Below are 23,608 nucleotides of genomic sequence, written 5' to 3'. Positions count from 1 at the left end.
CGGGTCCGGGGTCGTTGCACGGTGAGGGCTCGCCGCGCCGATGGCTACCATGGTTCGCGGGTGTCTGCCGTGCGCCGGCGTACGCCCCGGTCCTCCGGCCCGTCGGGCCCGCAGGACCGCGCCCGAGACCGCGATCGCGAATGAGGTCGACCAGTGCCGTTGTTGAACCGCCTGCTCCGTGCCGGTGAGACGAAGCTGGTGAAACGGCTGGGCAGGATCGCCGCGCACATCGACTCGCTCGAGGAGGAGATCGAGCCCCTGTCCGACGCCGAGCTGCGCGCGAAGACGGACGAGTTCCGCGCGCGGCACGCCGACGGGGAGAGCCTCGACGACCTGCTGCCGGAGGCGTTCGCCGTCGTCCGCGAGGCGGCCAGGCGCACGCTGGGCCAGCGTCCCTTCCCGGTCCAGCTGATGGGTGGCGCGGCGCTGCACCTGGGCAACGTCGCGGAGATGCGCACCGGTGAGGGCAAGACGCTGACCTGTGTCATGCCCAGCTACCTCAACGCCCTCTCCGGCAAGGGCGTGCACGTCGTCACCACGAACGACTACCTGGCCCGCCGCGACTCGGAGAACATGGGCCGGATCCACCGGTTCCTGGGGCTGTCCGTCGGCGTGATCCTCGCCGAGATGACCCCGACACAGCGCCGCGAGATGTACGCGGCCGACGTCACGTACGGCACGAACAACGAGTTCGGCTTCGACTACCTGCGCGACAACATGGCGTGGAACTCCGCCGACATGGTCCAGCGCGGGCACAACTTCGCCATCGTCGACGAGGCGGACTCGATCCTCATCGACGAGGCCCGCACCCCGCTGATCATCTCCGGCCCGGCCGAGCAGAGCGCCCGCTGGTACCAGGAGTTCGCGCGGATGGCGCCGCTGCTGCGCAAGGACGTCCACTACGAGGTCGACGAGCGCAAGCGGACCATCGGCGTCACCGAGGACGGCGTGGCGTTCGTCGAGGACCAGCTCGGCATCGACAACCTCTACGAGGCCGCCAACACCCCGCTCGTCGGCTACCTGAACAACGCCCTGAAGGCCAAGGAGCTGTTCAAGAAGGACAAGGACTACATCGTCCGGGACGGCAACGTCCTGATCGTCGACGAGTTCACCGGCCGCGTGCTGGCCGGGCGCCGCTACAACGAGGGCATGCACCAGGCCATCGAGGCCAAGGAGAAGGTGGACATCCAGGCGGAGAACCAGACCCTGGCCACCATCACGCTGCAGAACTACTTCCGCCTCTACGACAAGCTCTCGGGCATGACCGGTACCGCCGAGACCGAGGCGGCCGAGCTGCACCAGACGTACGGCATGCACGTCGTCGTCATCCCGACGAACCGGCCGATGATCCGCGCCGACCAGGCGGACCTCATCTACAAGACCGAGGCCGCGAAGTTCGAGGCCGTCGCGGACGACATCGCCGAGAAGCACCGCCGGGGCCAGCCGGTTCTCGTCGGCACGACGAGTGTCGAGAAGTCCGAGTACCTGTCGAAGCTGCTGGTGGCGCGCCAGGTGCCGCACGAGGTGCTCAACGCCAAGCACCACGAGCGCGAGTCGATGATCATCGCGCAGGCGGGGCACGCCGGCGCCGTCACCGTCGCCACGAACATGGCGGGCCGCGGCACGGACATCATGCTGGGCGGCAACCCGGACTTCCTCGCCGACCTCGAGCTGCGCGGCCGCGGGCTCGACCCGGTCGAGCACCGCGAGGCCTACGAGGCCGCCTGGGACGACACCGTCGCCCGGATGAAGAAGCAGGTCGCGGCCGAGGCCGAGGAGGTGCGCGAGGCCGGCGGCCTCTACGTGCTCGGCACCGAGCGGCACGAGTCGCGGCGCATCGACAACCAGCTGCGCGGTCGTTCCGGCCGCCAGGGCGACCCCGGCGAGTCGCGCTTCTACCTGTCCCTGGGCGACGAGCTCATGCGGCGGTTCAACGGCGCCATGGTCGAGTCGATCATGAACCGCTTCAACCTGCCCGAGGACGTCCCGATCGAGGCCAAGATGGTCACCCGGGCCATCCGGAGCGCGCAGACGCAGGTCGAGCAGCAGAACTTCGAGATCCGCAAGAACGTCCTCAAGTACGACGAGGTGCTCAACCAGCAGCGCAAGGTGATCTACGCCGAGCGCCGCCGGGTCCTCGCGGGCGAGGACGTCCAGGAGCAGACGCGGCACATGCTGCACGACGTCATCACCGCGTACGTGCAGGGCGCGACCGCCGAGGGCTACGCCGAGGACTGGGACCTCGACAAGCTCTGGACCGCGCTCGGCCAGCTGTTCCCGATCTCCGTCAAGTGGCAGGACCTCGTCGACGGCGACCCGGAGGACGGGGGCCTCGACGAGCTGACCGCGGAGCGCATCATCGACGCCGTCATCGAGGACGCGGAGCGTGCCTACTCGGTGCGCGAGGCCGAGATGGACGCGCTGATCGGCCCGCAGGGCGGCATGCGCGAGCTCGAGCGCCAGGTCCTCATGCAGGTCATCGACCGCAAGTGGCGCGAGCACCTCTACGAGATGGACTACCTCAAGGAGGGCATCGGCCTGCGCGCGATGGCCCAGCGCGACCCGGTGATCGAGTACCAGCGCGAGGGCTACGACATGTTCACCGCGATGCTCGAGGGCATCAAGGAGGAGACGGTCGGGCACCTGTTCAACGTCGTGGTGCAGGTCCAGGAGTCGCCGGAGGCCGAGCCCGTGCCCGCCGGCACCGCGACGGCGCAGAACGGCGCGCAGAACGGGGCCGGGCAGAACGGGGCCGGGCAGAACGGGGCCGGCCAGAACGGGGCCGGCCAGAACGGGGCCGGCGCGCCGGCCGCGGGGGAGCCCGTCACCAGCCGGATCCCGCGGGTGGCCGCGCAGGCCGCCGACGGGCGCCCGGACGACACCCCGACCTCGGTCCTCCCCGCTGCCTTCCGCGCCGGGCCGCCGCAGCAGAACCTGAGCTACAGCGGCCCGAGCGACGACGGCGGCGAGGTCGTCACCCGGGACGGGCAGCGGGCCGGGGCGCAGCGCGGTGGCGGCGGGCAGCGCCAGCCGCAGGGCGCCGGCGGCAACCGCGCCGAGCGGCGGCGCCAGGAGCGGGCCGCGCGCAAGCAGCGCTGAGCGCATCCGGCGCGCTCGCACACGGGGTCGGCGCCTCGCACACCGGCTGTGCGACGCGTGCCGAGCACCGACCCCGTGCGCGAGCCGTCGCTGCTCAGATCACCCGGAGGGCGACGCAGCGCCACTCGCCCTGCCCGGTGAGCTCGAGCCGGGCGGCGAGCGCGCGGACCTTCGCGCCGAAGCGGCACACGGCGGCCACCTCGGCGGCGGTCCGGGCGGGCAGGCTCATGTGCAGGGAGCGCAGTGACGCGCCGGCGGCGCGCGTGTGCCCGCGCCGCGGGACGCCGGCGTTGACGTAGCGCAGCACCTGCGGTGTCGCGTACGGCGCGAGCTGGCGGACCGGGCGGCGGCCGTCGAGCACCTCCAGCGCGGTGCGCACGACGAGCTCCGCCCTCCGGCGTGCAGCGATCGCCCGTTCCCGCTCCCGCCTCATCTGCCCCTCCGGCGGCACGCTGACGCGGAGCCGCCGGTCCGTCCCGCTCACCCGCTCGCGCGCGGACGGCGGTGAGGACTCCCGGGCGGCGTCCCGCCCGTCGACGGCGGGGACGTCCCCTTCCACCACCACTGCCCCGTCGAGGAGCGTGCCCGGCGGCTCGAGGGTCGGCTCATAGGCGACCGTGCCGAAGAGCGGGAGCGCGGGGGCCGGAGCGGTGAGCGTCATGACCCGAGCGTGCGGGCGGCGCGGTGCCACCGGACCGGATCGTGGTACTTCGGTCCCGAACCATCAGCCGGCTGATCGTTCACGGGCTAAGGTGCGGGCGTGGCCGAGCAACCGCTGGACCGGCTCCTGATCACGACCGGGGCGACGCTCGCCCGGTTCCGCCGGCGGGTCGTGGCCGCGCACGGGCTGTCGGCGACCGCGCTCGACCTGCTCACCGTCCTGACCGGCGAGGACGGGCTGCCGCACCGCGAGCTCGCCGGGCGGCTCGGGCTCACCCCGGCCACGCTCACCCCGGTGGTCGACGCGCTCGAACGGGAGGGTGCGGTCCGGCGCGACCGCGACGCGGCCGACCGCCGGGTGGTACGGGTGTGTCTCACCGAGAACGGCTGGCGGCGGTGCACGACCGTCGCCGACCAGGTCGACCGCACCCTGCGGGAGACGGTGCCGGACGAACGGCCGGAGGTGCGCCACTATCTGGACGAGGTGCTCGCCGCGGTGGAGGGACGACTGACGTGACGGACCTGCGCGGGCTGATCCTCGACTACGGCGGCGTGCTCACCGACGGGCCCGCGATGGTGGACCTGCCGCTGCGCGCCCGGGAGGCGGGCCTGCGCGTCGCCCTGCTCTCCGACGCCCACTCCGTCCCCGACGAGTACGCCGACCGCTTCGACGCCGTGGTCCTCGGCGGCGCGACCGGGGCCCGCAAGCCCGATCCCGAGGCCTTCCGCCGCACCGCGGAGCTGCTCGGGCTGGCGCCGGGGGACTGCGTGGTCGTCGACGACCTGCCCGTGAACGTCCGCGGGGCGAGCGCGGCCGGGGCCGTCGGCGTCCGGCACACCGACCCCGACTCGACCCTGCGCGAGCTGGGCATCCTCTTCGACTGGTGAGAACGGGAACGGCGCCGCCCGAGGGCGGCGCCGTGGTGGTCAGTGCCGGTCACCGGGTCACTGCTGCGGCGGGGGCGGCGGCTGCTCGCCCTCCGGCGCGGGCGGCGGCGCGGCCGTGGTGTTCCCCTCGCCGGTCCTCTCCTGCAGGAAGTCGACGCCCTTGTCGATCTGGTCGTCGTGGCCGGCGTACTTCTTCTTGGCCATGTCGCCGGCCTTGTCGAGGCCCTGGTCGACCTTGTCGTCGTGCTGACCGATCAGCTCTTTTGCCTTGTCCAGGAATCCCATGGGGGCCACAGTGGCCCCATCCGCCCGGGACCGCCACTCCGAGCTCACCCGATCGGGCGAAGTCGCGCGTGCTCCCGCCGAAGATCGTCCACCGAGGTGACACCGATGAGCTGCATCGTCCGCGTGATCTCCCCGGTCAGGATGTCCACGGCCTTGGCCACGCCCGCGCGCCCGCCCGCCATCAGCCCGTACAGGTACGCCCGGCCCACGAGGGCACCCCGGGCGCCGAGCGCGATCGCGGCCACGACGTCCGCGCCGTGCATGATCCCGGTGTCGACGTAGACCTCGGCGACGTCGCCGACCTCCTGCACCGTCGGCTCGACGAGCTCGACGGGGACGGGCGCGCGGTCCAGCTGGCGCCCGCCGTGGTTGGAGAGCAGCACCGCGTCGACCCCGGCGTCGACGACCCGGCGGGCGTCGGCGACGTTCTGGATCCCCTTGATCATCAGCTTGCCGGGCCACGCCCCGCGCAACCACTCGACGTCGTCCATGGTCAGGGCGGGGTCGAAGACGCGGTTGATGAGGTCGGCGACCGTGCCCTCGGTGCGCTCCAGCGTCGCGAACGTCAGCGGCGAGGTGGTGAGCAGGTCGAACCACCAGTGCGGGTGCAGGGCCCCGTCGACGAAGGTGCGCAGGGTCAGGGCCGGCGGGATGGTGAGGCCGTTGTGCACGTCGCGGCGCCGGTTGCCGCCGACGGGGGTGTCGACGGTCAGCATGAGGGTGTCGTAACCGGCCGCGGCCGCACGCTGGACCAGGTCCTTCGCGAACGCCCGGTCCCGCCAGAGGTAGAGCTGGAACCACCGGCGCGCCGCCGGGGCGGCCTCGGCGACCTCCTCGATGGTGGTGGTGCCCATCGTGGAGAGGGTGTAGGGGATGCCGGCGTCGGCGGCGACGGACGCGACCGCGGGCTCGCCCTCGGTGCCCATCATGCGGGTGAACCCGGTGGGCGCGAACGCGAACGGCAGCGCCGAGCGCGCGCCGAGCATGTCCCGGCCGAGGTCGACCGCGCTGACGTCGCGCAGCACCGTGGGCGTGAACTCGACGCGGGACCAGGCGTCCCGCGCCCGGTTCAGCGACAGCTCGCCGTCGGCGGCCCCGTCGGTGTAGTCGAACACGGCGCGCGGGGTGCGGCGGCGGGCGATGCCGCGCAGGTCGGCGATCGACGCCGCGCGGCGCAGGCGGCGCTCCGTGGCGTCGCGGACGAAGGGGGCGGGCCGGAGCAGCGGCAGCAGCTCCGCGGGCCTGGGCATCCGACGCTGGACCATCCTGCGAGGCTAGTCCTGCTGACGCCCCGCTGACGCCCCGGCGGCGCACGTCGGGGAGCCCGGTGCGAGCCGTGGACGAGGTCAGCGGCGGCGGTGCAGCTCGTACGCGGCGACGGCGGCGGCGCTGGCCACGTTGAGCGACTCCACCCCGCCCATCAGCGGGATGGCGAGCAGGCCGTCGAGCAGCGGGCGGACGGCGTCGGACAGCCCGTCGGTCTCGTTGCCCAGCACCAACGCGACCCGCGGCGGGAGGTCGGCCGTGAGCAGGTCCTCCCCGCCGGCGTCGAGCCCGAAGACGCCGAAACCCGCCTCCGCCAGCTGTGCGAGCCCTTCCTCGGCGGTGCCGGAGCGCAGCACGGGCGCGGAGAACGCCACCCCCGCCGAGGCCTTGATCACGAGCGGGTCGATCGCGGGCACCCCGCGGCGGGGCAGGAGGACGCCGTCGAGACCGGCGCCGGTGGCCGTCCGGAGGATCATCCCGACGTTCGACGGGTTGGTGACCCGGTCGAGCACCAGGACCCGGGCCGGGCGCCGGGAGCCGAGGTCGCGCAGGAACACCGGCACCGGCGCCATCCGCGGCGCCACGACGTCGGCCAGCACGCCCTGGTCGTGCCGCCCGTTGCCGGCCAGCACCTTCACCCGGTGCGCGCTCGCCCGCTGCACCGGCACGCCGCGGCGGCGTGCGGCGTCGGTGATGGCGCGCACCGACTCGCCCCGCGTGCCCTCCGCGATGATCACCTTGTCGACGGCGAGCGACTCGTCGTCGAGCGCCTCGAGGACCGGCTTGCGGCCGTAGACGGTGATGAAGGAGTCCTTCGGCGAGACCGGCGTTGCCACCCGTGCAGGGTCGCACGCGCACGTAGGATCACGACCATGCCGCCCCGGCTCACCGCGCTCGACGCGTCGTTCCTCTACCTGGAGCAGACGACCACGCCGATGCACGTGGGCGGCGTGGCCGTCTTCAAGCGCGCCGGGAAGGGCGGGCTCGACTACGAGAAGCTCGTCGGGCTCGTGGAGCAGCGCATCTCGCTCGTGCCGCGCTACCGGCAGAAGGTCAAGCACGTCCCGGGCAACCTCGCCCGCCCGGTGTGGGTCGACGACACCGAGTTCGACGTCGCCTACCACGTCCGGCGCTCCGCGCTGCCCCGCCCGGGCACGGACGAGCAGCTGTGCGAGCTCGTGGCGCGCCTGATGTCCCGGCCGCTGGACCACACCCGGCCGCTGTGGGAGATGTACCTGGTCGAGGGCCTGGAGAAGAACCGGGTCGCCGTCGTCACCAAGACCCACCAGGCCATGGTCGACGGCATCTCGGCGATCGACCTGTCGCAGGTGATCCTGGACGTCTCGCCCGACGCGCGACCCGGCGTCGAGGAGGTGTGGATGCCGCGGCCCGAGCCGAGCGACCTGCGGCTGATCGCCGAGGCGGTGGGCGACGCGGTGGCCCGGCCCGGGGAGATCGTGGACAACGTCCGTGCCGCCACCGGCGACGCCGTCGCGACCGCCACCAAGCTCGCGGGCATGGCGGGCAAGCTCCTCACCATGGCGCGGACCGCCTCCCGCCCGGCGCCGGGCACCCCGCTCAACGTGCACATCTCCACGCAGCGCCGCTTCGCGATCGCGCGGACCGACCTCGAGGCCTACCGGCGGATCCGCGCCGCCCACGGCTGCACGGTCAACGACGCCGTGCTCAGCGTGGTGTCGGGCGCCCTGCGCAACTGGCTGCTCTCCCGCGGCGAGCCGGTGACGTCGGGGGCGTCGGTGCGCGCGATGGTGCCGATGTCCGTGCGCGGCGAGGCCGACGTGCCCAGCTCGGCGACGTCGGGCTCGCTCGGCAACCGGGTGTCGTCGTTCCTGGTCGACCTGCCGGTGGGGGAACCGAGCCCGGTCGTGCGGCTGCACCACGTCACGCACGCGATGCGCGAGCACACCTCCACCGGGCGGAACGTCGGCGCGGACACCCTCGTCCGCATCGGCGGGTTCGCGCCGCCCACGCTGCACGCGCTGGGGGCCCGCGCCGCCAGCGGGATCTCCCGGCGGATCTTCAACCTCGTCGTGACGAACGTCCCCGGCCCGCAGTTCCCCCTCTACGCCGCCGGAGCGCGCATGCTGGAGATGTTCCCGGTCGTGCCGCTGGCGAAGGGGCAGGCGCTCGCGATCGGGCTCACCAGCTACGACGGGGGCGTGTACTACGGGTTCAACGGCGACCGGGACGGAATGCCGGACGTCGACGTCCTCGCCGGGCTGGTCGACGAGGCGTTGGACGAGTTGCTGGCCGCGAGCCGCTGAGAGCAGGAGAGAGACCGTGCGGATCTACATCCCCGGGACCTGGCCGATGCTGCGGAAGCTGGTCAAGACCGGGCGGTTCGACCCGATCGGGGGGACCGCGTTCGCGCTGACCCCCCGCTTGCGGGAGGCGTACGTGTCCGGCGACGACGAGGAGCTGGAGTACGCCGCGATGGTCGAGGCGGCCCGGGCGTCGCTGCGCCTGCTCGCCGTCGAGTTCGGGCTGGGGGAGGACGAGACCCCGGCCCGGAGGGTGGTGGTGGCCGCCGACCTCGACGACGTCACGCTGCGGCCCGACCTCGACGACGGCGCCGTCCGCATCACCGGCGCGGTGCCGATGACCGCGATCGCCGCGGTGCACGTCGACTCCGAGGAGGCCGAGCACGCGGTGCGGGAGGCGGCCGCGGTCGTCGACAAGGCGGACCTCGGCGACCTCGACGCCGAGTTCCTCGTCGGCGAGGCCGAGGACCACGAGCTCGCGTGGTACTCGCCCGAGGAGATCGCGTTCCTGGTGGACCTCGGCGACCTGTAGGAGGGCGACCGCCCGGGTGCTGCCCGGGGGCGCGATGCGCCCGCCACCGCGCAGGTCGGCGGGCGCTCCCACGGTCAGTCGGCGAACCTCGGGGCCCGCTTCTCGAAGCCCGCGGCCACGGCCTCCTTCTGGTTCGGGCTGCCGATCAGTGCACCGATCTCGGTCTGCTCGGCGGCCAGCTGCTCCTCGACCGGCACCCGACCCGAGGCCTCCAGCAGCCGCTTCGCCGCCCGCACGGCGTGCGGGTCGAACCCGGCGATCTCCCGGGCCAGCTCCAGCGCGGCCGTGCGCGGGTCCGCGTCCAGCCGGGTGGCCAACCCGATCGCGACGGCCTCCTCGCCGCTGACCTTGCGCCCGGTGAACGTGAGCTCCTTGGCCTTGTCCCGGCCGACGAGCTCGGGCAGCACCTGGGTGCCCGTCATGTCCGGGATCAGGCCCCAGCGGACCTCGAACACCGAGAGCACGGCGTCGGGTGCCACGATCCGGATGTCCGCGCCGAGCGCGATCTGCAGCCCGCCACCGAGCGCGTTCCCGGTCACGGCGGCGATCACCGGCACCGGCAGCGCGGTCCAGACGTGCGCGGCGCGCTGCCCCGTGGCCTTGGCCGGCCCGTCGCCCGGCGGCAGGTCGGCGGTGGCGGAGAGCCGCTGCCCGTCGCGCATCGCCCGGAACGACCCGAAGTCGAGCCCGGCGCAGAAGTCCGGGCCCTCGCCGGACAGCACGACGGCCCGCAGCCCCGGCTCGGTGCGCAGCCGCTCGCCGGTGGTGACGAGGGCCGCGAACATCGCCGGGTCGAGCGCGTTGCGCTTCTCGGGCCGGGCCAGCCGGACGTCGGCCACCCCGTCCGTGATCTCGACGGTCACCCGCTGCTCGCTCAAGTCCTACCTCCCCGTGAACCGGGCCGGCCGCCGCTCCAGGAACGACGCGACCCCCTCGGCATGATCGTCCGACGCGAAGCACTCGGCGAGTGCCTCCCGCGTGGCCGCCACGTGTTCGGCCATCCCGGTCCCGGCCCCGTCGAGCACGAGTTTCTTCGTCCGCGCCAGCGCGAAGGGCGACGCCGTCGCGATCTTCGTCGCCAGCGCCCGCGCGGCCTCCGGGAGCCCCTCGGGCGCGTGCGAGGACACCGCGAACCCCAGCGCGACGGCCTCGTCCGCGCCGAGGTCGTCGCCGGTGTAGAGCAGCCGCAGCGCCGCGGGCGTGCCGATCTGGCGCGGCAGCAGCCACGACCCGGCGCCCGTGTCCGAGACGAGCCCGCGGTGCACGAAGTTCCACCGGAACCGCGCGCGGGTCGAGACGAGCCGCAGGTCGGCCTGCGTGGCGAACTCCGCACCCATCCCGACGGCCGTCCCGTCGACCGCGCAGAGCACCGGCTTCGGGCACTCCATCAGGGCCGGGATCTCGCGTGAGCGGACGGCGCCGCGCTCGTCGGGCGAGCGACCCGCCAGATCGGCCAGGTCGATCCCCGCGCAGAAACTGCCCGGCACCCCTGTGACGAGCAGCACGGCGACGTCGGGATCGTGGCCCGCCTCGTCGATCCGCGCCGTGAACTCCTCCAGCATGGCGTACGTCATGGCCCCGCGTTTCGCGGGCCGGTCGATGGTCAGTGTGGCGACGCGCTCCGCCACCTCGTACCGGATCTCCTGCATCCGACCCCTTCCCTCGGCGCCCGTGCCGATGCATCCTAGCTGAACGATCGTTAAGGAGGGCCCGTGGATTTCGCACTGCCGGTGGAGCTGACCCAGAAGCTCGAGGAGCTCGACGCGTTCATCGAGCGGGAGATCGTCCCGTTGCAGGCGCAGGACGACAACGAGCGGTTCTTCGACCACCGCCGTGAGTGGGCGCGGACCGATTTCGAGGCCGGGGGGACGCCACGACGGGAGTGGGAGGAGCTGCTGCGCGAGATGCGCCGCCGCGCGGACGTCGCCGGCTGGCTGCGCTACGCGCTGCCCAAGCAGGTGGGCGGGCAGGACGGCAGCAACCTCGACATGGCCGTGATCCGCGAGCATCTGGCGCGCAAGGGCCTGGGGCTGCACAACGACCTGCAGAACGAGTCCAGCGTCGTCGGGAACTTCCCGTTCGCGCACATGCTGCTGGCCTTCGCCACCCCCGAGCAGCTCGAGGAGTACATGGAGCCGATGCTCACCGGGAAGGCCCGGATCGGCTTCGGCCTCACCGAGCCCGACCACGGCTCCGACGCCACCTGGATGGAGACCCGCGCCGTCCGCGACGGGGACGACTGGATCATCAACGGCGGCAAGCGGTGGAACTCCGGGATGCACTCGGCCACCCACGACGTCGTCTTCGCCCGCACCAGCGGCAAGGACGGGGACGCCCGCGGCATCACCGCGTTCTTCGTGCCCACGAACAGCCCGGGGTTCTCGGTGGACTTCCACTGGTGGACGTTGAACATGCCCACCGACCACGCCGAGGTCACCATCACCGACGTCCGCGTGCCGAACTCGGCGATCTTCGGCGAGGAGGGCATGGGCCTGGCGGTGGCGCAGACCTTCGTGCACGAGAACCGGATCCGCCAGGCCGCGTCCGGGGTCGGCGCGGGCCAGTTCTGCATCGACCGCGCCGTGGCCTACGCGCGCGAGCGGGTCACGTTCGGCGCGCCGCTGGCCACCCGGCAGGCCATCCAGTGGCCGCTGGTGGAGCTGCAGACCGAGGCGGAGATGCTGCGCGGGCTGGTCCGCAAGACCGCCTGGGAGCTCGACCGGGTGCCGCACATGGAGATCAGCGACAAGGTCTCGATGTGCAACTACCGGGCCAACCGGTTCGTCTGCGAGGCCGCCGACCGGGCCATGCAGGTCCACGGTGGGCTCGGCTACTCCCGGCACACCCCGTTCGAGCACATCTACCGCCACCACCGCCGCTACCGGATCACCGAGGGCGCCGAGGAGATCCAGATGCGCAAGGTCGCCGGCTACCTCTTCGGCTTCGCCGGGCCCGACAAGGTGCGCTGATGACACGGGACTTCCGGGAGCTGGGCAAGCGGTTGTCGAACTGGGGGAGGTGGGACCGCGACGGCGTCCGCGACCAGCGCGGCACCACCAACCTCCTCACGCCCGAGCGGGTCGCCGCGGCGGCCGGGCTCGTGCGCGACGGGCGGATCTTCGACCTCGGCATCCCCTTCGGCCGCGGGGGCCCGCAGCCGGGCGGGGGCCGGACCAACCCGATGATCCTGGTGTCGGAGACCGGTGCGGACCAGGACTACCCGGGCGCCTTCCACTACGCCGACGACTACGTGTTCATGCCGCTGCAGAGCGCCTCGCAGTGGGACGGGCTGGCCCACGTCTTCTACGACGACCAGCTCTACAACGGGTTCCCCGCCTCGTCGGTGAGCCCGCACGGAACCACCGCCAACTCGATCGAGCACCAGGCCAAGGGGATCGCCGGGCGCGGCGTGCTGGTCGACGTCGCCCGGCACCGCGGCGTCGAGTGGCTGGAGGCGGGGGAGGTGATCACCCCGGCCGAGCTCGAGGCGGCGATGGTCGCCCAGGGCGTCGCACTGCAGGGTGGGGACATCCTGCTCGTGCGCACCGGCTGGCGGCGCAAGTTCCTGGTGGAGTCCGACGCCGCCGCGTTCATGGCGGGCGAGCCCGGGCTCGGCCTGGACTGCTGCGAGTGGCTGCACGAGCACGAGGTCGCCGCGGTCTGCTCGGACAACTGGGCGATCGAGGTGCTCCCGGGCGAGGTGCCCGGCGAGCAGCTGCCGGTGCACATGGTGCTGATCCGCGACGTGGGCATGACCCTCGGCGAGATCCTGGACTTCGAGGAGCTCTCCGCGGACTGCGTCGAGGACGGCCGGTACGACTTCTTCCTCACCGCGCCGCCGATCAAGTTCCAGCGGGCGCTCGGCTCGCCGATCAACCCGCTGGCGATCAAGTGACGCGCGCGGACCCGCCGCCGTACGGCCCGGTAGCCTTCCCGGAACCGTCCGGGACCCCGGACGGACCGATGACCTGGGGAGGGATCGATGGCGCGAGCACACCAGCCCGCCACGCGGCCCCCGAACGCGCCGCCGGGCGACGCGGCGATCCTCGAGGCGTCGATCGCGACCATGGCCGAGCACGGCTACCACGGCACGTCGGTGCGGGACATCGCGCTGCGGGCCGGGCTGAGCCCCGCCGCGCTGTACCACCACTTCCCGTCGAAGCAGGCCGTCCTCGCGATGATCATGGAGCGCGGGATCGAGGCGCTGTTGGCCCGGACCCGCGAGGCGCTGGAGCGCGCGGGCGACGACCCGGCCGACCAGCTCAGGGCACTGGTCGAGGTGCAGGTGCTGTTCCACCTCGAGGACCAGCGCGGCACCCTGCTGGGCACCAGCGAGCTGCGGGCGCTGGAGGAGCCGGTGCGCACCCCGCACCTGGCCAAGCGGCACGCGCAGCAGCGGATGTTCGACGAGGTGCTGGCCCGGGGCGTCGAGGCGGGGGTCTTCCGCACGCCGCTGCCGAACGAGGCGTCCCGCGCGATCGTCGTGATGTGCACGGGCGTCGCGAGCTGGTTCTCGCCGGAGGGGCCCGCCTCGCGCGAGGAGATGGTGCACCGCTACCAGCGCCTGGCGCTGGACATGGTCGACGCCGTGGACCCCGGTCCCTGGGACGGCCCGCCCGCCTGACGCGCGGGGGTGCGGCATGACCGCCGCCGCGGAGACCCACAGGCCCACCGGCGACCCCGCCGACCCTTCCGTGCTGGCGGAGCTGCTCGCCGTCCGGCTCACCGAGGTCCTCGACGGGCCGGTCGAGGTCGTCGGGCTGCACCGGCTGACCGGCGGCGCGAGCCGCGAGACCTGGTCGTTCACCGCCCGGACCGGCGCGGGCACACAGCGGCTGGTGCTGCGCCGCGACCCGCCCGGGCCGGGCCGGCCGGCCGGCATGGCGCTCGAGGCGCGGGCGATCGCGGCCGCGGAGCGGGCCGGGGTCCCGGTGCCGGCGCTGGTCGACCACGGCACCGACCCCGCCGTCGTCGGGGCGCCGTACCTGGTCACCCGGCACGTCGACGGGGAGACGCTCGCCCGCCGGCTGCTGCGCGACCCCGAGTACGCGCAGGTCCGCGGCACCCTCGCCGCGGAGCTGGGCCGGGCGGTCGCCCGGGTGCACGCGATCCCCCCGACCCACGTCTCGGGACTGGAGCGCCGGGACCCGCTCGAGCACCTGCGGCAGACCTACGACGAGCTGGGCGAGCCGCTGCCGTCGATCGAGATCGCGCTGCACTGGCTGGCGGAGCACCGCCCGGCCGACGTGCCGGACACGGTCGTCCACGGCGACTTCCGCAACGGCAACATGATCGTCGCGACGGACGGGCTCAAGGCGGTCCTGGACTGGGAGGTCGTGCACCTCGGCGACCCCCGCGAGGACCTCGGCTGGCTGTGCGTGAAGTGCTGGCGGTTCGGCGCCGCGCCCGCGGTCGGCGGGTTCGGCCCGCTCGCCCAGCTGCTCGACGGGTACGCCGAGGTCGCGGGCCACCGGCCGGACGCCGACGCGGTGCACTGGTGGCAGGTCTACGGCACCGCGCGCTGGGCCGTCGGCTGCCGGGGCATGGCCGAGCGGCACCTGTCCGGCGCCGTCCCGTCCGTGGAGCTGGCCGCGATCGGGCGGCGGGTGTGCGAACAGGAGCACGACCTGTTCCTGGCGCTCGGCCACCCCGCCGGCGAGCTGCCGGACCTCCCCGCGGCGCCGCCGTCGGACCTGCACGGCCGGCCCACCAGCAGCGAGCTGCTCGACGCCGTCGCGCTCTACCTGCGCGAGGACGTCATGCCCGGCACGCAGGGCCGGTTACGCTTCAACGCCCGGGTCGCGGCCAACGTCGTCGACACCGTCGCGCGGGAGCTCGCACTCGGGCCGGAGCAGGAGCGCCGGCACAGCGAGCGGCTGGCCCGCTTCGGCCGGACCGACCAGGCCGACCTCGCCGCCGCGATCCGCGCCGGCGTCGTCGACCCGGAGGACCCGGCGCTGCTCGCGGCGGTCCGCGCGGCGGTCACCGACCGGCTCCGCGTGGCCAACCCGAAGTACCTGTCCCACCCCGGCGAATGACCCTGCAGCTCTGACGTTGCAGCTCTGACGTTGCAGCTCTGACCCGTGCAGTTCCACCCCGTGCGAAGGAGCACGAATGCGGATCGGCGACATCCTGTCCTTCACGGCCGCGCGGCGCGCGGACGAACCGGCACTGCTCTTCGAGGGCCGCACCTGGACGTACGCGGAGCTGGACCGCGACGTCCGCAGGCTGGCCGACGGGCTCGCCCGGTACGCCGCCCCCGGGGACCGCATCGCGATCCTCACCGAGAACAACCCGGAGTACGTCCAGGCCTACTACGGCGTCCCGGCCGCGGGGATGGCGCTGGTGTTCCTCAACTACCGGCTCGGTCCGCGCGAGGTCGCCCTCAACCTGGACGACTCCGGCCCGACCATGCTCATCACCGAGCAGAAGTACCTGGAGACGGCGCGCCAGGCGATGGCCGAGGTCCCGTCGATCCGCACGCTGGTGTGCCTCGACGGGCCGGTCGACGGCGCGCTCACCTGGGACGACCTGCTCGGCGAGCCGGCGGAACCCCCGGCCGTCGACGAGGACTCCCCGGCCTGGCTGATCTACACCTCCGGCACCACCGGGCGGGCGAAGGGCGCGGTCCTGACCCACCGCAACGTCGTCGCCGCGGTGATGAACTCGCTGCTCAGCTGGGAGCACGACCACGACCCCGGTGTCTCCCTGATGCCCTGGCCGCTGTGCCACATCGCCGGCTACGGCGTGCCGATGGCCCATCTCAAGGGCGACGCGATGGTCCTGATGCGCCGCTACGACCCCGTCGGCTTCCTGGAGGAGGTGCAGACCCACCGCGTGCGGCAGACCTCCGTGGCGCCGACGATGCTCGCGATGCTGCTGCGCCATCCCCGGTTCCGGGAGTTCGACGTCTCGTCGCTGCGCCGGATCAGCTACGGCTCGGCGCCGATGCCCGCCGCGGTGCTGCGCGAGGCGATGGCCGCGTTCCCGGACGTCAAGTGGCAGACCGGGTTCGGGATGACGGAGCTGGCGGGCAACGTCGTCGTGCACGGCTCGGCCGACCACGTCCGGGCCCTGGAGTCCGACGAGTCCCTGCTCACCAGCGTCGGGAAGCCGCAGTGGCTGTCCTCGGTGCGGATCGTCGACGCCGACGGCAACGACACGGCCGACGACGAGGTCGGCGAGCTGGTGGTCCGCGGCGACCAGGTGTGCGCCGGGTACTGGAACCGGCCCGAGGCGACCGCGGAGGCCAACCAGGGCGGCTGGTTCCACAGCGGCGACCTGGCCCGGCGGGACGCCCGCGGCTACCTCTCCATCGTCGACCGCAAGAAGGACATGATCCTCACCGGCGGGGAGAACGTGTACTCCCGCGAGGTCGAGGAGGTCCTGTTCCGGCATCCGGACGTGGCCGCGGCGGCCGTCGTCGGGCAGCCGGACGAGGTGTGGGGCGAGATCGTCGTGGCGGTGCTCGAGGCGCGCGAGGGTCGCACGCCGACCCAGGAGGACGTGCGCGAGTTCTGCCGCGGCCACCTCGCCGGGTACAAGATCCCGCGCCGGGTGCTGCTGGTCGACGAGCTGCCGCGCACGACCAGCGGGAAGGTCCGCAAGCCGGAGCTGCGCACCCTGGTCCGCGAGCCCGTTGACACCACGGCGGGCCCTTCCTAACGTGGGCTGAACGATCGTTCAGTCCGATACGTCTCCCGGTCTTCCCGGCGTCGGAAGGAGAACCGCATGGTCAGCGTCGACCCCGCCGTCGACCCCGCTCCAGTGCTCCGCGAGGTGGCCTCCGGGCTGCGCTTCCCGGAGGGTCCGATCGTCCTCGCGGACGGCTCGGTGGTGCTCGTGGAGATCCGCCGCGGCACGCTCTCCCGGGTGTGGCCGGACGGGTCGGTCGACGTCGTCGCCGAGCTGGGCGGTGGCCCGAACGGCGCCGCCGTCGGCCCCGACGGGGCGATCTACGTGTGCAACAACGGCGGCTTCGAGTGGCACGACCGGCCGGAGGGCATCGTCGCGCCCGGGCACCAGCCGGCCGACTACATCGGCGGCCGGATCCAGCGCGTCACGCTCGACGGCGAGGTGAAGGACCTCTACACCGAGGTCGACGGGCGGCCGCTGCGCGGGCCCAACGACATCGTCTTCGACTCCGCGGGCGGGTTCTGGTTCACCGACCTCGGCAAGAACCGCGGGCGGGAGATGGACGTCGGCCGGCTCTGCTACGCGCTGCCGGACGGGTCGTCGATCACCGAGGTGGTGCATCCGCTGATGACGCCGAACGGGGTCGGGCTGTCGCCGGACGGGTCCCGGCTCTACGTCGCCGAGACCCAGACCGGGCGGGTCTGGGAGTGGGAGGTCCTCGGCCCGGCGCGCCTGGGGCCGGCCGGCGACCCGCCGCGCGGACCGGGCGGAGCGCACCTGCTGCACGGCTTCCCCGGCTACCAGCTGCTCGACTCGCTGGCCGTCGACGGCGCCGGCAACGTCTGCGTCGCCACCCTGGTCACCGGCGCGGTGAGCGTCATCCGCCCGGACGGCACGCTCGACCGGCAGGTCCCGGTGCCCGAGCCGGACCCGTTCGTCACGAACATCTGCTTCGCCGGCGCGGACTCGCGCACCGCGTACATCACCTCGTCCGGGCGCGGGAAGCTGTACGCGACGGAGTGGCCCTATCCGGGCCTCGACCTGGTGTTCCGGGCGTGACGGTCACGTCGGGCGGGAGCGTCCGGGCCGGGCCGACCGCCGCCCTCACCGCGCCGGGGGCGGAGTTCGCGCTGGTCGAGACGACGGTCCGCGGGATCCCGTGGCGCGTCTACGAGCGCGGCCCGCACACCCTGCGGGAGCTGTTCGAGATCGGCCGGGGCTGGGGCGACCGGGTCTTCACGGTGTACCGCGACGAGCACGTCACCTACGCCGAGCACGCCGGGACCGTCGCCGGGCTGGCCCGCCTGCTGCACGACGAGTACGGGCTGCGCCAGGGCGACCGGGTCGCCGTCACGATGCGGAACTATCCGGAGTGGGCGCCCTGGTTCTCGGCCTGCGCGGTGTCCGGGCTGGTGTTCGTGCCGCTCAACGCCTGGTGGACCGGGCCGGAGCTGCGCTACGCCCTGGAGAACTGCGAGGCCCGGCTCGTGGTCGCCGACGGGGAGCGGGCGGCGATCCTGGAGGGCATCGACCTCCCGATGATCGAGGTGCGCGGGGAGGGCCGGGGCCGGCCGTGGGCCGAGGTCCTGGCCGCCCTGGACCGGACCGCCGCGCTCCCGGACGTCACCGTCTCTCCCGACGACGACGCCACGATCCTCTACACCTCCGGCACCACGGGGCGGCCGAAGGGCGCGGTCGGCACCCACCGCAACCACTGCACGAACATCCTCAACACGCTGCTCGGCGCCCGGGTGGCGGCGATCGTCGCCAACGGCGGGACGCCTCCCGAACCGGGTCCGGCGGCGCCGCAGCCGGGTGCGCTCTGCACGTTCCCGCTGTTCCACATCGCCGGGATCACCAGCCTGAGCTACACCCCGCTGACCGGCGGGAAGCTCGTCACGCAGTACCGCTGGGACCCCGCCGAAGCGCTCGAGCTGGTCCGTCGCGAGGCGCTCACCGGTGTGTCGGGGGTGCCGACGGTCGGGCGGCAGCTGGTCGAGCAGGCGGCCCGGGAGGGTGGTGGGCTGGAGACGCTCGCCGCGCTGAGCATGGGCGGGGCGCCCATCCCGCCGGACCTGATCGACCTCATCGACACCCAGTTCTCGTCGGTGGTGTCCCCGGCGAACGGCTACGGGCTCACCGAGACGACCAGCGCCGTCGTCTCCAACACCGGGCTGGACTACGTGACCCACCCGGACAGCGTCGGTCGGCTCGTCCCCGGAGCCGACATCCGCGTCGTGGATCCCGCGACCGGGGAGGACGCCGAGCCGGAGGGGGTGGGTGAGCTCTGGTTCCGCGGGCCCAACGTGGTGCGCGGGTACTGGAACAACCCCGAGGGCACGGCGGCGGCCTTCACCGACGGTTGGTTCCACACCGGCGACCTGGGCTTCTTCCGGGACGGCTGGGTGTACGTGGTGGACCGGATGAAGGACGTGGTCATCCGGGGCGGCGAGAACATCTACTGCGCGGAGGTCGAGGCCGCACTGTTCGAGCACCCGGCGGTGGCGGACGTGGCGATCGTCGGGATCCCGCACGACCGGCTCGGCGAGCAGGCCGTGGCCGTGGTGAACATTCGCGCCGACGCCGCAGGGGTGTCCTCGGCGGAGCTGCAGCAGCACGTCCGCGAGCGGCTGGCCGAGTTCAAGGTGCCCGAGCACGTCGTGTTCCGCGCGGAGCCGCTGCCGCGCACGCCCAGCGGCAAGGTCCTGAAGCGCGCGCTGCGCACGGAGGTGCAGGCATGACCGCGAGCCCGGGGACGGCGCTCACCGACATCCGGTACGAGGAGGACGGGCACGTCGGCGTGCTCACGATCGCCCGGCCGGAGGTGCACAACGCCCTGCGCCGCAGGACCTACGACGAGCTGGAGGACCTCGTCCGCACCGCGACCGCCCGGGTCCTGGTGATCACCGGCGAGGGTCGCTCGTTCTGCTCCGGCGACGACGTCCGCGAGCTGATGGGCGGCGGTGACCCGGAGAAGCGCCCGCCCCGGCCCGCCCCGCGGCTGACCCCCGCGGCCGGTGCGCTGCTCACGTCGAACGTCCCGGTGATCGCCGCCGTCAACGGCGCGGCGGTCGGCTGGGGCATGGAGCTGGCGCTGATGGCGGACTTCCGGGTCGCGGGGCGGCGGGCGAAGTTCGGCGAGCTGTTCGTCAAGCGCGGGCTGTGCAGCGACGTCGCCGGGATCGCGCGGCTCGCCCAGCTCGTCGGCCGGGAGAAGGCGGCCGAGCTGCTGTTCACCGGCGAGATCATCGACGCCGAGGAGGCCGGCCGGATCGGGCTGGTCGGCCGGGTCGTCGACGACGAGCAGCTGCTGCCGACCGCCCTGGAGCTGGCCGGGCGGATCGCGGCGAACCCGCCGCTGGCCGTCGGTGCGCTCAAGGCGGGGCTGCGTGAGGCGCTCGACCCGGACTGGACCGACCTGGGCCGCTGGGTGAGCACGCGGCTGGGCGAGCTGTTCGCCACCGAGGACCACCGCGAGGGCGTGCGGTCCTTCCTGGAGAAGCGGGAGCCGAGGTACGTGGGGCGATGACGAGTTCGACGACGCTGGCCGGCCTCGACGCGGCGGCCGTCGAGGCATGGCTGGCCGGGCAGGTCGACGGGTTCGCAGGCCCGGCACGGTTCACGCTGGTCGCGGGCGGGCGGTCCAACCTCACCTACCGGATCGACGACGCCGCGGGGCACGCCTACGCGCTGCGCCGACCGCCCCTCGGAGGCGTGCTCAGCACCGCGCACGACATGAGCCGGGAGTGGCGGTTCATCTCCGCGATGGCGCCGACCGCGGTCCAGGTGGCGCCGCCGCGCGCGTACTGCGCGGACCCGGCGGTCACCGGCGCGGAGTTCTCCGTCATGGACTTCGTGGAGGGCACCGTCCTCGCCGACCCCGCGGCCGCGGAGTCGCTGACGCCTGCGGCGCGCGCCCGGGCGGGTGAGCACGTCGTCGAGGTGCTGGCGGCGCTGCACGCGCTCGACCCCGAGGCGGTCGGGCTGGAGGGCTCGCGGAAGGGGTTCGCCGAACGCCAGCTCGCCCGGTGGCACCAGCAGATCCGCAACTCCGGCGTCGAGGGCCCGGAGCTGGCCCTGCTCGACGAGATCCATGCGGCGCTCGCCGCGCACGTCCCGCCGCAGTCCCGCGGCATCGTGCACGGCGACTTCCGGCCCGGGAACATGACCTTCGGGCCGGACGGGACGGTCCGGGCGGTCTTCGACTGGGAGCTCGCCACGCTCGGCGACCCGATGGCCGACCTCGGCTACCTGGTCTCGCTGTGGCAGGAGCCCGGCGACGAGCTGCCCGAGGGGGCCGATCCCGGGCCCACCACGGTCCCCGGCTTCCCGACCCGCGACGAGCTCGTCGCCCGCTACGCGCGGACCACCGGCCGGGACGTCTCGGACCTGCCCTACTGGATCGCCTTCAACCGCTGGCGCTCGGCGTGCATCCTCGCCGGCGTGCAGGCCCGCTACCTCGCGGGCGTGATGGCCGACGACGGCTACGCGGACCAGGTCCGCGCCCGTGTCGCCACCGGGCGGCTGCTCGGCGAGTCCGCTCGCGAGGCGCTGGCGGCGGCCGGGCTGGGCTGACGGGCCGGGTCCCGGAACGCGCTGGGCGGGGCGCCGAGGAGCTGGGTGAACATCGTGGTGAAGGCCCCCGGCCCGGCGTAGCCGAGGTCGGCCGCGATCTCGGCGACGGGGCGGCCCGCGGCGAGCTCGGGCAGGGCGTGCAGGGCACAGGCGCGGCGCCGCCAGGTCGCGAGACCCGTCCCGGTCTCCGCGGTGAAGCGGCGGTGCAGCGTGCGGACGCTGACGTGCAGCCCGGCGGCCCAGGCCTCCGGACGGACGTCGATCCGGGGCCGGGCGAGGAAGTCCCGGCACAGCGCTCGGAGCGCCGGGTCCGCCGGCAGGGGGAGGTCGAGGGGGAGCGGCGCGCAGCGGCGGATCTCGTGCAGGACCAGGGCGAGCAGCGCGGCGTCGCGGCCGTGCGGGGCGTACCGGGGCTCGACGTCGACGGCCTCGCACACCAGCTCGCGCAGCAGCGGCGAGACCTCGACGACGCGGCACCGGTGCGGGAACCAGGGCACGGCGCGGGGGTCGAGGTAGAGGCTGCGGGTGCTGACGCCGTCCATGAGGACGGCGTGCTCGGTGCCGGGCGGGACCAGCACCGCGCGGTGCGGCGGGACGGTCCAGCTGCCGTCGGCGGTCTCGACGCGCATCGACCCCGTGACGCCGTAGAGGAACTGGGCGCGGCGGTGGCGGTGCGCGGGCAGGTGCGTGCCCGGCGCGTACGTGGTGCCGATCGCGACGACGTCCCGGTCGAGGGCGTCGACCTCGTCGATCGGGACGTCACGCACCCGGCCGAGGGTAGTGGCCGGAACTCGGAGGAAGGCGTCCCGACGGCGAATGCCCGCCACGCCGCGGCGATCTACGGTCGGGACACGTGCTCACCACGATCGTCGTCCTCGTCGGGTTCGGGTGTCTGAGCGGGCTGACCACCGTGCTGTTCGGGTTCGGCGGCGGCTTCGTGACCGTCCCGGTGGTCTACGCCGTCGCCGCGTCGGGACCGCAGGTGGGGTCACAGGCGATGCACCTGGCCGTCGGCACCTCGACCGCGGTCATGGTCGTCAACGCGGCCGGCGGGACCCTCGCGCAGTACCGGTCCGGGCGGCTGCGCCGGGACTACGTGTGGCCGCTGGCCGGGTACGTCGCGGTCGGCGCCGGGCTCGGCGCGCTCGCGGCCACCGCCGCCCCCGACGGCCTGCTGCACGTGCTGTTCGCGGTCTACCTGGGCATCACGATCGTCGACAGCGTGGTGCGGCGCGGTTTCCTGCGCGGCGGCGTCCCGCGCCCGCTCGGGGCGCGGACCGCATCGCTGGGCGGGGTCACGATCGGGGCGGTCGCGAGCTTCCTCGGCGTCGGGGGCAGCGTCATGACCGTGCCGTTGCTGCGCCGGCGCGGCCTGCCGATGGCCCAGGCCGTGGCGATGGCCAACCCGCTGAGCCTGCCGGTCGCCGTCGTCGCCACGGCGGTGTACCTCACGGTCCCCGCCCCGGACGGATCGCTCGGCGTCGACCTGCTCGCCGGGGCGCTGCTGCTCGCCGGCTCGTTGCCGACCATCGCCGTCGCCCGCCGGCTGCTCCCGCACGTACCCGACCGCGTGCACGCCGTCGCGTACGTCGGGCTGCTCGGCGTCGCGCTCGTCGCGGTGCTGGTCTGAGACCCGCAGGACGTGCCGGGTGACAGCGGGCCGACAGCGCATCCGACGGCGCGGCGACGGCTGCCCGACATCGCCTCGGTGGACCGTCGTCGTCCCGGTCACCGATGAGGGGAGACCCGATGACCACCGTCCAGCCCGACACCGTCCACGTCCGCGGCGCCACCGTGGGGGAGCGCCCGGCCGTCGCCGCGACCCTCGCGGCGGCCTTCCGGGACGACCCCGTCTTCGCCTGGATCCACCCGGACCCGGCCTACCGCGCGGACCGGACGCGCTTCTTCTTCGACCTCGCCGTCGAGGTGCTCGCGCAGCACGACGACACCTGGGCCGCGGTCCCGGAGGTCGAGGGTGTGATCGACGGGGCCGCGCTGTGGGTGCCGCACGGCAGCGCCCCGATGTCCGACGAGGAGGGCGAGGCCTTCTGCGGCGCCCTCGCGCAGCAGGCCGGCGACGACGCCGAGCGGCTCTTCGCGCTCATGACCGCGATGGAGCAGCACCATCCGCAGGAGCCGCACGAGTACCTGTGGTTCCTCGGCGTGCACCCGCAGCGGCAGGGCCGCGGCCTCGGCAGCGCCACCATGGCGCCCGTCCTCGCCCGCGCCGACCGCGCCGGTCACCCCGCCTACCTGGAGGCGACGACCGTCCGCGCCAAGGCCCTCTACGAGCGGCACGGCTTCGTCGCCGGCACCCCGATCTCCGTCGACGACAGCCCCCCGCTCTGGCCGATGTGGCGCGACCCCCGCTGAGACCCGGGCGGGC

At 73.8% G+C, this 23,608-nt stretch carries 23 protein-coding genes; 16 read left to right on the top strand and 7 right to left on the bottom strand.

From position 1 onward, the window contains the following. Positions 1–153: 153 nt before the first annotated feature. Entirely contained in the window at positions 154–3,099 is a 2,946-nt protein-coding gene (secA, locus tag LWC35_RS26525) for a preprotein translocase subunit SecA (protein ID WP_232872982.1), read from the top strand. A 94-nt stretch (positions 3,100–3,193) separates the two neighbouring features. Here secA and LWC35_RS26520 read toward each other — a convergent pair whose 3' ends face one another. Next, complete coding sequence (locus LWC35_RS26520; protein ID WP_232872981.1) at positions 3,194–3,760, bottom strand: Rv3235 family protein; 567 nt, start codon at positions 3,758–3,760, stop codon at positions 3,194–3,196. A 99-nt stretch (positions 3,761–3,859) separates the two neighbouring features. Between LWC35_RS26520 and LWC35_RS26515 the strand changes: the two genes are divergently transcribed. Together LWC35_RS26515 and LWC35_RS26510 are read left to right on the top strand one after the other, a co-directional pair. Further along, complete coding sequence (locus LWC35_RS26515) at positions 3,860–4,276, top strand: MarR family winged helix-turn-helix transcriptional regulator (protein ID WP_232872980.1); 417 nt, start codon at positions 3,860–3,862, stop codon at positions 4,274–4,276. Beyond that, positions 4,273–4,647 carry an HAD-IA family hydrolase gene (locus LWC35_RS26510; protein WP_232872979.1) on the top strand — a complete coding sequence of 125 codons (375 nt, stop codon included), beginning with the start codon at positions 4,273–4,275 and terminating at the stop codon, positions 4,645–4,647. The genes LWC35_RS26515 and LWC35_RS26510 overlap by 4 nt, the downstream gene beginning before the upstream one ends. Positions 4,648–4,704: 57 nt before the next feature. Here the strand turns inward: LWC35_RS26510 and LWC35_RS26505 are convergent, their stop codons facing one another. The 3 genes from LWC35_RS26505 to LWC35_RS26495 form a co-directional block, all read right to left on the bottom strand. Next, the gene (locus LWC35_RS26505; protein WP_232872978.1) at positions 4,705–4,932 is read right to left on the bottom strand and encodes an antitoxin; all 228 of its coding nucleotides are present in this window, start codon (positions 4,930–4,932) and stop codon (positions 4,705–4,707) included. Positions 4,933–4,976: 44 nt separating this feature from the next. Next, entirely contained in the window at positions 4,977–6,197 is a 1,221-nt protein-coding gene (locus LWC35_RS26500; protein WP_232872977.1) for an alpha-hydroxy acid oxidase, read from the bottom strand. 81 nt (positions 6,198–6,278) lie between these two features. Next, positions 6,279–7,034 carry a TrmH family RNA methyltransferase gene (locus LWC35_RS26495; protein WP_232872976.1) on the bottom strand — a complete coding sequence of 252 codons (756 nt, stop codon included), beginning with the start codon at positions 7,032–7,034 and terminating at the stop codon, positions 6,279–6,281. Positions 7,035–7,070: 36 nt separating this feature from the next. Here LWC35_RS26495 and LWC35_RS26490 point away from each other — a divergent pair, with 36 nt between their 5' ends. Continuing rightward, complete coding sequence (locus tag LWC35_RS26490; RefSeq protein WP_232872975.1) at positions 7,071–8,483, top strand: WS/DGAT/MGAT family O-acyltransferase; 1,413 nt, start codon at positions 7,071–7,073, stop codon at positions 8,481–8,483. Between the two features lie 16 nt (positions 8,484–8,499). Next, a complete protein-coding gene (locus tag LWC35_RS26485) occupies positions 8,500–9,012 on the top strand; it encodes a DUF6912 family protein (RefSeq protein ID WP_232872974.1) in 513 nt (170 codons plus the stop codon). Between the two features lie 74 nt (positions 9,013–9,086). On the opposite strand, the gene LWC35_RS26480 is transcribed toward LWC35_RS26485, so the two are convergent. Together LWC35_RS26480 and LWC35_RS26475 are read right to left on the bottom strand one after the other, a co-directional pair. Beyond that, positions 9,087–9,890 (bottom strand): crotonase/enoyl-CoA hydratase family protein, encoded by an 804-nt coding sequence (locus LWC35_RS26480; protein ID WP_232872973.1) that lies wholly within the window; start codon positions 9,888–9,890, stop codon positions 9,087–9,089. A 3-nt stretch (positions 9,891–9,893) separates the two neighbouring features. Continuing rightward, positions 9,894–10,661 carry an enoyl-CoA hydratase/isomerase family protein gene (locus LWC35_RS26475; protein WP_232872972.1) on the bottom strand — a complete coding sequence of 256 codons (768 nt, stop codon included), beginning with the start codon at positions 10,659–10,661 and terminating at the stop codon, positions 9,894–9,896. A 63-nt stretch (positions 10,662–10,724) separates the two neighbouring features. Here LWC35_RS26475 and LWC35_RS26470 point away from each other — a divergent pair, with 63 nt between their 5' ends. The 9 genes from LWC35_RS26470 to LWC35_RS26430 all read left to right on the top strand — a co-directional run bounded on the left by LWC35_RS26470 (position 10,725) and on the right by LWC35_RS26430 (position 21,222). Then, positions 10,725–11,981 carry an acyl-CoA dehydrogenase family protein gene (locus tag LWC35_RS26470; RefSeq protein ID WP_232872971.1) on the top strand — a complete coding sequence of 419 codons (1,257 nt, stop codon included), beginning with the start codon at positions 10,725–10,727 and terminating at the stop codon, positions 11,979–11,981. After that, entirely contained in the window at positions 11,981–12,907 is a 927-nt protein-coding gene (locus LWC35_RS26465) for a cyclase family protein (protein ID WP_232872970.1), read from the top strand. Before LWC35_RS26470 ends, LWC35_RS26465 begins: the two co-directional genes overlap by 1 nt. 87 nt (positions 12,908–12,994) lie before the next feature. Further along, complete coding sequence (locus LWC35_RS26460; RefSeq protein WP_232872969.1) at positions 12,995–13,636, top strand: TetR/AcrR family transcriptional regulator; 642 nt, start codon at positions 12,995–12,997, stop codon at positions 13,634–13,636. Positions 13,637–13,652: 16 nt separating this feature from the next. Then, a complete protein-coding gene (locus LWC35_RS26455; protein ID WP_232872968.1) occupies positions 13,653–15,050 on the top strand; it encodes a phosphotransferase family protein in 1,398 nt (465 codons plus the stop codon). Positions 15,051–15,126: 76 nt separating this feature from the next. After that, positions 15,127–16,677 (top strand): class I adenylate-forming enzyme family protein, encoded by a 1,551-nt coding sequence (locus LWC35_RS26450; RefSeq protein ID WP_232872967.1) that lies wholly within the window; start codon positions 15,127–15,129, stop codon positions 16,675–16,677. A gap of 66 nt (positions 16,678–16,743) precedes the next feature. Beyond that, positions 16,744–17,706, top strand: a complete 963-nt coding sequence (locus LWC35_RS26445; protein ID WP_232872966.1) for an SMP-30/gluconolactonase/LRE family protein — start codon at positions 16,744–16,746, stop codon at positions 17,704–17,706. Further along, positions 17,703–19,388: a class I adenylate-forming enzyme family protein gene (locus LWC35_RS26440; protein ID WP_232872965.1), complete on the top strand. Its 1,686-nt coding sequence runs from the start codon at positions 17,703–17,705 to the stop codon at positions 19,386–19,388. Before LWC35_RS26445 ends, LWC35_RS26440 begins: the two co-directional genes overlap by 4 nt. Further along, positions 19,385–20,176 carry an enoyl-CoA hydratase/isomerase family protein gene (locus LWC35_RS26435; protein WP_232872964.1) on the top strand — a complete coding sequence of 264 codons (792 nt, stop codon included), beginning with the start codon at positions 19,385–19,387 and terminating at the stop codon, positions 20,174–20,176. The genes LWC35_RS26440 and LWC35_RS26435 overlap by 4 nt, the downstream gene beginning before the upstream one ends. Next, positions 20,173–21,222, top strand: coding sequence for a phosphotransferase family protein (locus LWC35_RS26430; protein ID WP_232872963.1), 1,050 nt, complete (start codon positions 20,173–20,175; stop codon positions 21,220–21,222). The genes LWC35_RS26435 and LWC35_RS26430 overlap by 4 nt, the downstream gene beginning before the upstream one ends. Here LWC35_RS26430 and LWC35_RS26425 read toward each other — a convergent pair. Then, positions 21,132–21,989 carry an AraC family transcriptional regulator gene (locus LWC35_RS26425; RefSeq protein WP_232872962.1) on the bottom strand — a complete coding sequence of 286 codons (858 nt, stop codon included), beginning with the start codon at positions 21,987–21,989 and terminating at the stop codon, positions 21,132–21,134. The genes LWC35_RS26430 and LWC35_RS26425 overlap by 91 nt on opposite strands. Positions 21,990–22,075: 86 nt before the next feature. Between LWC35_RS26425 and LWC35_RS26420 the strand changes: the two genes are divergently transcribed. Both LWC35_RS26420 and LWC35_RS26415 read left to right on the top strand, forming a co-directional pair. After that, a complete protein-coding gene (locus LWC35_RS26420; protein WP_232872961.1) occupies positions 22,076–22,852 on the top strand; it encodes a sulfite exporter TauE/SafE family protein in 777 nt (258 codons plus the stop codon). A 119-nt stretch (positions 22,853–22,971) separates the two neighbouring features. Further along, entirely contained in the window at positions 22,972–23,595 is a 624-nt protein-coding gene (locus LWC35_RS26415) for a GNAT family N-acetyltransferase (protein WP_232872960.1), read from the top strand. Positions 23,596–23,608: the final 13 nt, after the last annotated feature.

Origin of the sequence: Pseudonocardia kujensis, from assembly GCF_021283305.1 — a bacterium.
Classification (GTDB): domain Bacteria; phylum Actinomycetota; class Actinomycetes; order Mycobacteriales; family Pseudonocardiaceae; genus Pseudonocardia; species Pseudonocardia kujensis.
Note: the sequence above shows the minus strand (reverse complement) of the source record. Positions and strands in the feature narration are given on the sequence as shown.